Below are 9,797 nucleotides of genomic sequence, written 5' to 3' on the forward strand. Positions count from 1 at the left end.
AAAAACTGCAGTCGGCGGAACGGATCGGGAACCGCCTCAGGGACGCACCTGATTCCGAAGCGCTGCTGCCGAATCCTCGCCGAATCTCCGGACGTTTTCCGCGACGATATCGGCGAGTCGCTCGTAGTACTCGGGAGTGTGGCCCGCGTTGTGCGGCGTGATCTGGACGTTCTCGAGCGTCCACAGCGGATGTTCCTCGGGGAGCGGTTCGGGGTCAGTGACGTCGAGCGACGCGCCGCGGATCCAACTCGAGCGCAGCGCCGCCACGAGCGCGTCGGTGTCGACGACCGGCCCGCGAGCGACGTTGACGAGCACCGCGTCGGGGTCCATCGTCACGAACTCGTCGCGGCCGATCAGCCCGCGAGTGGTATCGGTGAGCGGACACGCGAGCACGAGGTAGTCCGTCCGCGCGAGCGCGTCGTCGAATCCGTCGTCCTCGAAGCCGATCACTTCGTCCGTCGGCCCGCCCTTCTCGGGGGAGTAGCGAACGCCGATCGTCTCGACGCCGAACGGCTCGAGTCGTTCCGCGACGGCCTCCCCGATCGCGCCGAGTCCCACGATCGTTACCGTCGATCCGCGTAACTCGTAGGCCTGATAGTGACGCCACTCCCGGCGCTCCTGTCGGCGCGCGCCGACGTGGAACCGGCGCGTGTATCGGAGGATCGCGCCGAGGACGTGTTCGCCAATGTTAGGACCGTGGACGCCCGAGGCGTTCGTGACCGCGACGTTGCGCTCTTCGAGTTGCTCGAGCGGGAGGTGGCCCGTCCCCGCGTAGGCACAGGCGAAGACCTCGAGGTTCTCGGCGGCCTCGAGGAGCTCCTCGTCGAGGGTCATCCCGGTGACGAACCGGGCATTTTCGATCGCCTCGCGCTCCTCGGTGGGCGTCCGCGCGAGTTCGACCGTTTGTTCCGGGAGTCGCTCACGGATCGCGGCGACGTACTGTTCGACCGGCATACCGTGGGTTCCGGTCCGAAGGACGAGGACGTCCGGTTCGTCGGTGTTGCTCATGTCCGTGGCGTCGGCCGGTGCGAGCAAAAGCGTTCGTCTCCCGGAACGGGTTTCGAGGGACCACCGCGAGTGACGCTGGCCGTACACACGGTTCGCCGACCCGCGCCGAACAGTCGATCGTCGCCCCTCGAGATCGGTTCCCCTCACCGAGACGTTCAGGCAATTTAATAATGGGCCACTGAGTTCCAACGGAGTATGGAACGCGTAGACGTCGCGATCGTCGGTGGCGGCCCCGCTGGGGCATCCGCGGCCGAGCGGGCCGCGGCACACGGTGCCGAGACCGTCCTCTTCGAACAGGGCGTCCCGCGGGAGGACCGCGACGGACTCGGCCCCGACTCGACCGACGCTGCCGGCATGCTCGACTACTGGATCGACATCATGGACTTCGACTACCGGGAGATTCCCGACGAGGTCATCCACCGGGAGCTCGAGGCGACCGAGTTCGTCGGTCCGAACAGCAACGTTACATTGAGGACGACCGGGATGGAGGCCAGCTACCCGAAGTTCGGCTACACCTTCCACCGTGCACGGATGGACGACTGGCTCTACGAGCGCGCCGAAGACGCCGGTGCTGACCTTCGGGTCGGAACGGGCGTCAAAGACCTCGAGACGGACCTGCGAGCCGACAGCGCGAAGGGGCCAATCCACACGCTGACCCTCGCCGACGGCGACCGGCTGGAGGCCCAGTACGTCGTCCTCGCCGACGGCCCGCAGCGACGGATCACCCTCGACGCGCTCGATCAGTTCACGGCCCCCGGCCGCAGCGTCTCGGACCACCTCTCGCCGCCGAAAGCCAACCACATCGCCTACCAGGAGTATCGAGAGTTTCCCCCCGAGCTGTTCGAGGAGTTCGAGGACACCCTCAAGTTCTGGTGGGGCTACATGCCCGGCGAGACCGCCTACCCGTGGGTGTTCCCCAACGACGGCACGGTGGCTCGCGTCGGTCTCACGATGCCGATCGGGATGGAACTCGAGGACGTGACGAACCCGGGCGCGTACAAACTCCTGCGCCCGGACGACGACCGACTGCCGTCCGGCTCGGAGTACATCCGTCGGCTACTCGAACAGGAGTACGGCGACGAGTACGATATCGAGGAGGAAATTCCGATCGTCGAGGACCGCGGGAAGTCGAAGGGGACCGAGACGTACCCCATCTCCTCGACCCGACCGATCGAGTCGCCCGTCGGGGCGAACATCGCCGTCGCCGGCGGCGCGATGGGGACGACCTCGGCGTTCCACGAGGGCGGCTATCACGTCGCCGTCCGAACGGGGAAGATCGCCGGCCGACTGGCCGCGACGGACTCGCTCGAGAGCTACAACGGGGTCTGGAAGCGCGCGATCGGCGACGAGATCCTCCGGAACGTCGCCTTCGCGGACATCGTGAAGGACTACGAGCCCGACGACTGGGATTGGGCGTTCGATACCATCACCGACATGCAACAGGGGGCTTCCGGCGGCAACCTGATCAGACGGAGCTACTCGGCCGGCCTCGGTGCCTCGAAGATCATGCTCGCCTACAAGCGACGGAAGTACGCCTACCGCAACGGCGGCTACGTCCAGTTGAAAGAAGACGACTACTTCTACTGAGTTCCGGTTTCCGACTCGAGTTCGCGCCGTTCGTACACGAACGTACCATTCGACGCTCTCTCTAAGCTACCCGTCGGTACTGTGTGCGAACCGTCCGACGCCGACGATTCTCGTGGTCCGACGGCTACTCGTGGACGGACGCAATCACAAAAAATCGATTCCGTTGACGGGTGAGAACGGATACGTGCCGCTTAGGAGGACACGGTATCGAGGTTCCAGCCGGGATCCTCCCCCGTCCGCTCGATGTGATCAGCTCGGCAGGCCGGACAGTAGTCGGGTGTCGCAGTGTCGCCCCGAGGGACGTAGACCGCGCCGCTACACCCCACGCACGCGTCAGAAACGATGGTCGCGCAGTCGGCACAGATGTTGAAGTCGTCGACCGTGAGTCCGCGCAGGGGTTCGAGTTGTTTATCCAAGATGTACTCGTCGATGGCCGCCTGACAGTGTTGGCACGGTTTCATAGCGGTACACTCGGTACCATGTCACAGTACTACAAAGGTCTGACGACCCGATACAAATCTGCCGTCACCGTGGGGTGAATCGTACAGACACACGCTGTAGGGAACCGAACCGGACCGTATATCCGAGCAATACGAGGCTGTACTGACGACCTACCGTCGTGTAAGCGGTGGTCCTTTTTCCCGCTCGAGGTAGAGACCGAACGTATGAACGCTCCGTTCGACGGCTCGGACGGCCGGGACGACGAGCCGTCCGAGACGGCAGCGACTCGAGCGGACGGCGCCGGCCACGCGCGAGACGATCAGGGGGAACTCACCGATCCCGGCGGTCCCGACGGTCCCATCGGCCCGGACAGCCCACACGAGCCGAGCGATCACGACGACCACGACGAGCACGAACACCGCAGTCGCTGGCCGCTCGTCACCGGAGTTGGTGCCGGGGGGCTCTACGGCGGCGTCGCAATCTACCTGCTGGGAGCCGCGGCCGGCGTCGTCCCGCCGCGACTCGGCATCGGACTCGCCGTCGTAGGGACCGTCGTCCTGTTGGCCGGGGTGGCGGGCTGGGTCGACGAGGCGTTTCTGGCACCCGCTCGAGAGCGCGCCGGGCAGACGAAGTCGCGAGAGTCGTACGTGTCGACGACGGTGCTCTTTCTCGTGACCGACGTCTCGACGTTCGGCGCGCTGTTCGTCTACTACTTTTTCATCCGGGTAGGCGCCTGGCCGCCGGAGACGCTCCCGCCGCTGTTGACGTCGCTCGTGTTGGTCAACACGCTGATCCTGATCGCCAGCAGCGTCACCATCCACTACGCCCACGAGGCCTTGCACGACGACAATCGACGGCGGTTTCTGGGGCTGCTCGGAGCGACGCTCGCACTCGGCGTGATCTTCCTCGGCGGTCAGGCCCTCGAGTACTACGAGTTCATTATTCACGAGGGCTTTACCCTCGGCAGCGGCGTCTTCGGCAGCGGCTTCTTTGCACTAACGGGACTCCACGGCCTGCACGTCGCACTCGGCGTCGGCGGCATCGCCGTGGTGTTCTGGCGCGGATTGCAAGGCCACTACGGGCCCGAGCGAGACACCTCCGTCGCGACCGTCTCGCTGTACTGGCACTTCGTCGACCTCGTCTGGGTGTTCCTCGTGATCGTCCTCTACGTCGGGGGCACGCTCTAATGAGTCATTGAACGGCGCACTATCGCAGGTTCACGGCAGGTCGTCCCCGGCGTCGAGATTCTCCTCGAGCACGCGAAGCGGCGGGTCCGAACAGTCACAGAACGCCGACTGGCCGAGCGGTTTACGCTGGCCGTCGGGCCAGATCTGAACGATCCCGATCTCGCCGCAGCGCTCGCACTTCGCCGCGGCCCGTCGCTTCTCGCCGTCCTCGTATTCACCCACTGAACTCACCTCGGACGAGTGGGACGTACCAGCGCCAGGGGGTAAAACCCCCGGTGGGAACGCGAACGAATTGGTTGGGAAGCGTGTCAATCAGTTCCACTGCGAGTAGCGTCCTTCGCCGCATTCGGGGTTGCATCTACGCCAGCGAGTCAACCGGATAGCACCACCCGAACGGTCCGGAACCCGCTATCGTCTCCGATCCCGTTGGATTCGCTCCTCGAAACCAGCCATCTTGCGGTAGATCGGCGGCGTCAACACGCCCGCGATCCCCACCAAGATCGCTACCGAGCCGATCGGGAACAGCAACGGCTCGGCCTCGAGACAGGAGTTCAACGACGCGATGCGCACGTAGTACTCCTGGCCGTCGACCTCGATGACCACGCCCTCGAGCAACGCCGCTTCGTTCTCCAGCCCCTCGCCGTCGACCGTCGCCTCCTCGAGCGGGCTGTCGATCGCCTCCCGAAGCGCTCGCTGTTCGGTCTCCGACAGTTCGTCGTACTCGAGATCGCCGACGGTGGATGCGGGTCGCTCGCCGTCCTCGAGCGTCCGAATCTCGATGTCCGGATCGCCGCAGAGACCGAGCGTGTCCTGCATGACGACGTAGCCGCCGACGAGCGCGATCGGGATACCGGAGGCGATCAGGAGCACGCCGAGGAACGGAGCAGCGTACGTTAGGAGGTACGACTCCTCGGACTCCGTCGGCTCGCCGGTCGCCGGCGGATCCTCCGCTGTGTCCGAGCCGGTCTCCGTCTCACGCCGCCTGCCGTCCTCCGGTCGATCCGACGGCCCGCCGTCGTCACCGCTCATCGTCGGCCCTCCGATGGCGTCCGGTGGCGACCACCCAGATACTCGACGGTCCCCGCGAGCCCCAGCCCGTAAATCCAGTGGGCCAACAGGACGAACACGAGGTAGCCGACGAGTTCGAGCCCGATCTGATCGGTGTGGAACGCGATGGCGAAGCCCGAGGCGATGACGGTCGAGAACCACAGCCCCGTGACGAACGAGAGCTCACCCGGGAGATACTCGCCGAGCGCGAGGAAGAGCAGCGGCCAGGTGAGCATCCCGCCCGCGAGGAACACCCCGTAGCCTAACGTGACGCTCGCCGGGAGGCCGACGAGCACCGCGAGACCCGCAAAGGACTCGAGGTCGAACACCCCGATGACCACCGCCACCGCGAGCACGGCCGACATGAGGAGGGTTCCGACGAGCCCGCCGACGGCACCCGTCCCCGCGTCGTTCGCCACCGTCCGCGCGACCGGCTCGATCCGGCCGTACAGCGACGGCGGCTTCCCCTCCTGGGCGGGGACGTAAGATCTGCGCACCTCCTCGGGTTCGGACGGCGGGATTCCGCGCTCGCGCTCGAGTTTTCGCTCGAACCACTGCCACTCCGGGGTAAACTGGTTGGTCGACTTCAGATCCCACGGATCCGCGGTCTCGACGCGCTCGCCGTGGAAGTACGACCAGATCATGTTGTAGAACCAGAGCAGGACGCTCAGCCCGATGATATACGAACCGACGGTCGCGACGACCTGCAGCCACTGGAAGTCGGCCGGATAGGTCGCGTACCGCCGCGGCAGTTCGAGAAAACCCAGCGCCATCAGCGTCATGAACGTGAGCGCGGAGCCGGCGACGAGCAGCGAGGACTGGAACAGCGCCAGCCTGCGGTCGTAGAGTCGTCCCGTCAGTAACGGATACCAGTAGTAGCTCGCGGCGAACATCATGAGAGGAATGATCCCCATCACGATGAGGTGGAAGTGACCGACGACGTAGTAGGTGCCGTGGTAGATGATGTCGACGGGGATCACGGCGAGGAAGATACCGGTGACGCCGCCGACGATGAAGAGGCCGATCGAGCCGACACAGAGGATGGTGGGGGCCGCGAGTTTGACGTTCCCGTTCCACATCGTCGTGATCCAGTTGAACACCTTGATCGCGCTCGGAACGGCGATGGCGATGGAGGTCGCCATAAAACTCGCCCGAATGCGGGGATCGATCCCGGTCGTGAACATGTGGTGGGCCCAGACGCCGAAGGAGAGGACCCCGATCGCGATCGTCGAGTAGACGATGAACTTGAAGCCGAACAGCTTTCGGCCGACGAATTTGGGCAGGATGAGGCTCATCAACCCCGTCGCGGGCAGGAAGATGATGTACACCTCGGGATGGCCCCAGAACCAAAACAGATGTTGCCAGAGGATCGGCCCGCCCCCTTCGGTCGCGAAGAACGTCGTTCCGAAGTTCCGATCCAACAGGAGCATCAGGAGGGCCGTCCCCAGCAGCGGGAACGCAAAGAGCGCGATCGCGCTCGTGACGAGCATGGTCCAGGAAAAGATGTCGAGGTTCGCCCAGCCGATCGCCTCGTCGCGCTCGTAGACGACCGTCGTGATGAAGTTGATCGCCGCAATCGTGGTAGCGATGCCACTCAAATGGAGGCCTAACAGGAGGAAGTTGATCTGCGGATCGGGCGACGTGGACGACAGGGGCGCGTACATGGTCCACCCGATCGCCGGTTCGCGTAACGCAAACAGGAACGAGAGCCACGACTCGGGCACGACCAGCGCGAGCGACTTCCCCGTTACCTCCGCGATGATCCCCAGTCGAGACAGCAAGAGCGCCGGCGGCAACAGCCAGAAGCCGACGGCGTTGAGCCGCGGGAACGCCATATCGTCGGCGCCGAGCAACAGCGGCAGGAAGTAGTTTCCGAGCCCGAAGAAGACGGGGGCGACGAAGAAGATGAGCATCGTCAGCCCGTGCATCGTGAACAGTTCGTTGTACGTCTGCTCCGTCCAGATGTCCGCCGCCGGGGTCAAGAGATGCGTTCGCAGCATCATCGCGTCGATCCCACCCCACACCGCTGCGACGGTCCCGAATGCGATGTAGAGCAATCCGATCTCGCGATGATTCGTCGTCGTCGTCCAATGGACGATCGCCGCTTTCGCTTCCCCCACTGTGAACTCGCGCTCGGTGATCACACCGTAGCCTCCGTCGGGCGAGGGATCGGCTCTGAGCCGTCGCGCCGCCAACAGCGTGAGGAGACAGCCGACGGCCACGAACGCGAACAGCGATACCTGCACGAGCGCGCGACTCATCGTCGCTCGCCTCCCCCAGTAACGCTCTGACCGCCATGGTCGCCGGCCTGCATAGCCGACTTCTCATCATCGACTCCAATAAGGCCACTCCACGATTCGACGACTCTCACGGAGACTAACAGTCGCGATCCGCCGGCGTACCGGCTCGAAGAACGTCACGAACTCGAGACACTCCAGTCATCGATGCAGGCCGTATAACACGGCCGTCGTAGAACGCCACTGCAATGGGTCGTCGACGAAGCGGTCTCGCGCTCGCGGCGGGTGGAGTCGCCGGAGTGTTGGCGCTCTCGGGAACGGTCGCCGCACAGTCCGAAAACCGCGAGCTCATCGACGGACTCGAGGCCCAACTCCTCTACGTCGCCCTGCCGCTGACGCTGTTCGTCCTCATGATCCTCGTCTACGCGGCGGTCAAGTTCCACGACAACGACGATCCCAAACCGACCGCGGAGGACCCCGCCCTCGAGATTACCTGGACCGCCGCGACGGCGATCATCCTGCTGTTCGTCGGCATCGCCGGCTACAGCGTCCTCGTCAGCCCCTACGTCTCACCCTCACAGCCCGGTGATCTCACCGGCGACGGCGACATCGTCGACGAGGAGATCGAATCACTCGATGACCTCCCCGAAACCGACGACGAAGAGGTTGTCGTCCGGGGCTACCAGTGGGGGTGGGAAGCGACGTATTCCGAGAATAATGTGACGACTCGAGACGAGATCGTGATACCGGCCGACGAGGACGTGACGATGTGGCTGACCGCCGACGAAGTTATTCACGCGCTGTTCATCCCCGAGCTCGGTATCAAACAGGATGCGTTCCCGAGCGAATTTACGCGTGTTAGAACTGTCGCCTACGAGACCGGTCTCTACGATGCGGTCTGTACGGAGTTCTGTGGGGCCGGTCACTCCCGAATGGACGCCGACATTGTCGTCGTCGACCCCGAAGTGTACGACGAGTGGCTCGAAGACAACGAAGGCGAGCGAGCAACGGCACCCGATCCTTCGTGAGTGACGGTCGACGCTGCCGAGCACTGAAAGGGTTAAACCACGGACGCACCTACTTCGGGTGCGTGCCTTCAGTCCCCGTCCGAGCAAACCCATTCGGGTGCGATGACAGCACGGCGAACCCGGGCACGCGACAGTGATTCGGTGGGCGTCGCCCACCCGACCGAAGAGCGCGAAGCTCTTCCGCCCGGCACGAGGGTTAGCCAGCCGACGCGGCATGCCGCCACGGGATGAGGCTGGACGTTAGTGTTCCGGGTGACACCGTTTCGATACGAGAGCAACATCACTAGCGGTTGGACTACCGATCAAGGAGGCGGCGCTTCCCGTCTCCGGTCGGATCGCTGTGAGCGCTAGCCCTCCTAGGAACGATCCCTGGCGAGAATACAGTCAGTTATCCGCGTTCGAGGGCTGCGTGAGCGGCTCACTGTACAGGAACGATTCGATAGAGGAGCCGGTCACTTCGACTTCCTCTTCTGCTGCTCGTGCACGGCCGATCGTCGTCCGAATCTCGTCGAACCCATCGGCGACGATCACGTCACCAGTTCGTCCATCGTACTCGATGAGGCCGTGGTCCTCGAGTTTCGGGAGATGACTGTGAATCAGCGACGTCGTCACTGATTGCTTCTGCTCCTCCGTGATCGCATCGACAGCTACGTCCTGACTCCAGGCAGCGATTTGCAAAGAGAGTGATTCGATATTCGCGTGGTCGTTCTCCAGGAAGTAGTACAGAACGTAACGACGGCGAGACTCCGATAGCATCCCGTATATCGTATCCAGGGAGAGCGCTGATACTGTCATACCACGGGCTTTCTGCCATACCTGAATAAGTCCCGCTCCAAAAATATTTGGTACCACTAAATCGCTCGTTATGCAGCCATGATGGCTGCGATGCTGCTCGTGCGCTCGTGTGTTCAACATGCAAAAAACCCACAGAGCCAGCGCTGTGGCTCCGTGGGTAATGTGCGTGGCGATCCCGAGGGATCGCCGAGTATGAGTGAAGGCGGCGAATCACATTTCCCAGAGGCTCGCGCACTCCAGTACTCCGCGATACGCAGATGAGCTTATCTTCCGTGTTCGGGATGGGTACGGGAGGAACCTCACCGCTCTGGCCGCCGTAACGCCGACCAACGGATTCGAACCGTTGTACCCGGAAGACTAGTGTCTTCCGGCCCTCGGACGTCCGCCCGAGCTACCGTAATCGGTGGTTACTGACCGTAATGTATGTGTAGTCCAGTTTGCGTCCGGACCCGTTCGCCGCGTCACGG

9 protein-coding genes and 1 rRNA gene are annotated in these 9,797 nt (G+C 63.8%); 3 read left to right on the top strand and 7 right to left on the bottom strand.

The window, feature by feature from the left end:
• Positions 1-36: 36 nt before the first annotated feature.
• Positions 37-1,008, bottom strand: coding sequence for a D-2-hydroxyacid dehydrogenase (locus BLT08_RS18060; RefSeq protein WP_175529374.1), 972 nt, complete (start codon positions 1,006-1,008; stop codon positions 37-39).
• 195 nt (positions 1,009-1,203) lie between these two features.
• Between BLT08_RS18060 and BLT08_RS18065 the strand changes: the two genes are divergently transcribed.
• Positions 1,204-2,595, top strand: coding sequence for an NAD(P)/FAD-dependent oxidoreductase (locus BLT08_RS18065; protein WP_090310747.1), 1,392 nt, complete (start codon positions 1,204-1,206; stop codon positions 2,593-2,595).
• A gap of 191 nt (positions 2,596-2,786) precedes the next feature.
• Here BLT08_RS18065 and BLT08_RS18070 read toward each other — a convergent pair whose 3' ends face one another.
• The gene (locus BLT08_RS18070) at positions 2,787-3,056 is read right to left on the bottom strand and encodes a DUF7571 family protein (protein WP_090310748.1); all 270 of its coding nucleotides are present in this window, start codon (positions 3,054-3,056) and stop codon (positions 2,787-2,789) included.
• Between the two features lie 204 nt (positions 3,057-3,260).
• On the opposite strand from BLT08_RS18070, the gene BLT08_RS18075 reads away from it, so the two are divergent.
• Positions 3,261-4,223 (top strand): cytochrome c oxidase subunit 3, encoded by a 963-nt coding sequence (locus BLT08_RS18075; protein ID WP_090310750.1) that lies wholly within the window; start codon positions 3,261-3,263, stop codon positions 4,221-4,223.
• 30 nt (positions 4,224-4,253) lie between these two features.
• Here BLT08_RS18075 and BLT08_RS18080 read toward each other — a convergent pair whose 3' ends face one another.
• From BLT08_RS18080 to BLT08_RS18090, 3 genes are all read right to left on the bottom strand, one after another.
• Positions 4,254-4,445: a hypothetical protein gene (locus BLT08_RS18080; RefSeq protein ID WP_090310752.1), complete on the bottom strand. Its 192-nt coding sequence runs from the start codon at positions 4,443-4,445 to the stop codon at positions 4,254-4,256.
• A gap of 186 nt (positions 4,446-4,631) precedes the next feature.
• On the bottom strand, positions 4,632-5,252 hold the full coding sequence (locus tag BLT08_RS18085) for a DUF7979 domain-containing protein (RefSeq protein ID WP_245724270.1): 621 nt from the start codon (positions 5,250-5,252) through the stop codon (positions 4,632-4,634).
• Positions 5,249-7,531: a DUF6789 family protein gene (locus BLT08_RS18090; protein WP_090310754.1), complete on the bottom strand. Its 2,283-nt coding sequence runs from the start codon at positions 7,529-7,531 to the stop codon at positions 5,249-5,251. Before BLT08_RS18090 ends, BLT08_RS18085 begins: the two co-directional genes overlap by 4 nt.
• A 224-nt stretch (positions 7,532-7,755) precedes the next feature.
• Here BLT08_RS18090 and coxB point away from each other — a divergent pair, with 224 nt between their 5' ends.
• Positions 7,756-8,535 (top strand): cytochrome c oxidase subunit II, encoded by a 780-nt coding sequence (coxB, locus tag BLT08_RS18095; RefSeq protein WP_090310756.1) that lies wholly within the window; start codon positions 7,756-7,758, stop codon positions 8,533-8,535.
• A 384-nt stretch (positions 8,536-8,919) separates the two neighbouring features.
• On the opposite strand, the gene BLT08_RS18100 is transcribed toward coxB, so the two are convergent.
• Both BLT08_RS18100 and rrf read right to left on the bottom strand, forming a co-directional pair.
• Positions 8,920-9,330, bottom strand: a complete 411-nt coding sequence (locus BLT08_RS18100; protein ID WP_245724271.1) for a DUF7344 domain-containing protein — start codon at positions 9,328-9,330, stop codon at positions 8,920-8,922.
• Between the two features lie 197 nt (positions 9,331-9,527).
• Positions 9,528-9,649: ribosomal RNA gene (rrf, locus tag BLT08_RS18105) — 5S ribosomal RNA — on the bottom strand.
• Between the last annotated feature and the right edge of the window lie 148 nt (positions 9,650-9,797).

It is taken from the genome of Natronorubrum texcoconense, from assembly GCF_900100335.1.
Lineage (GTDB): Archaea > Halobacteriota > Halobacteria > Halobacteriales > Natrialbaceae > Natronorubrum > Natronorubrum texcoconense.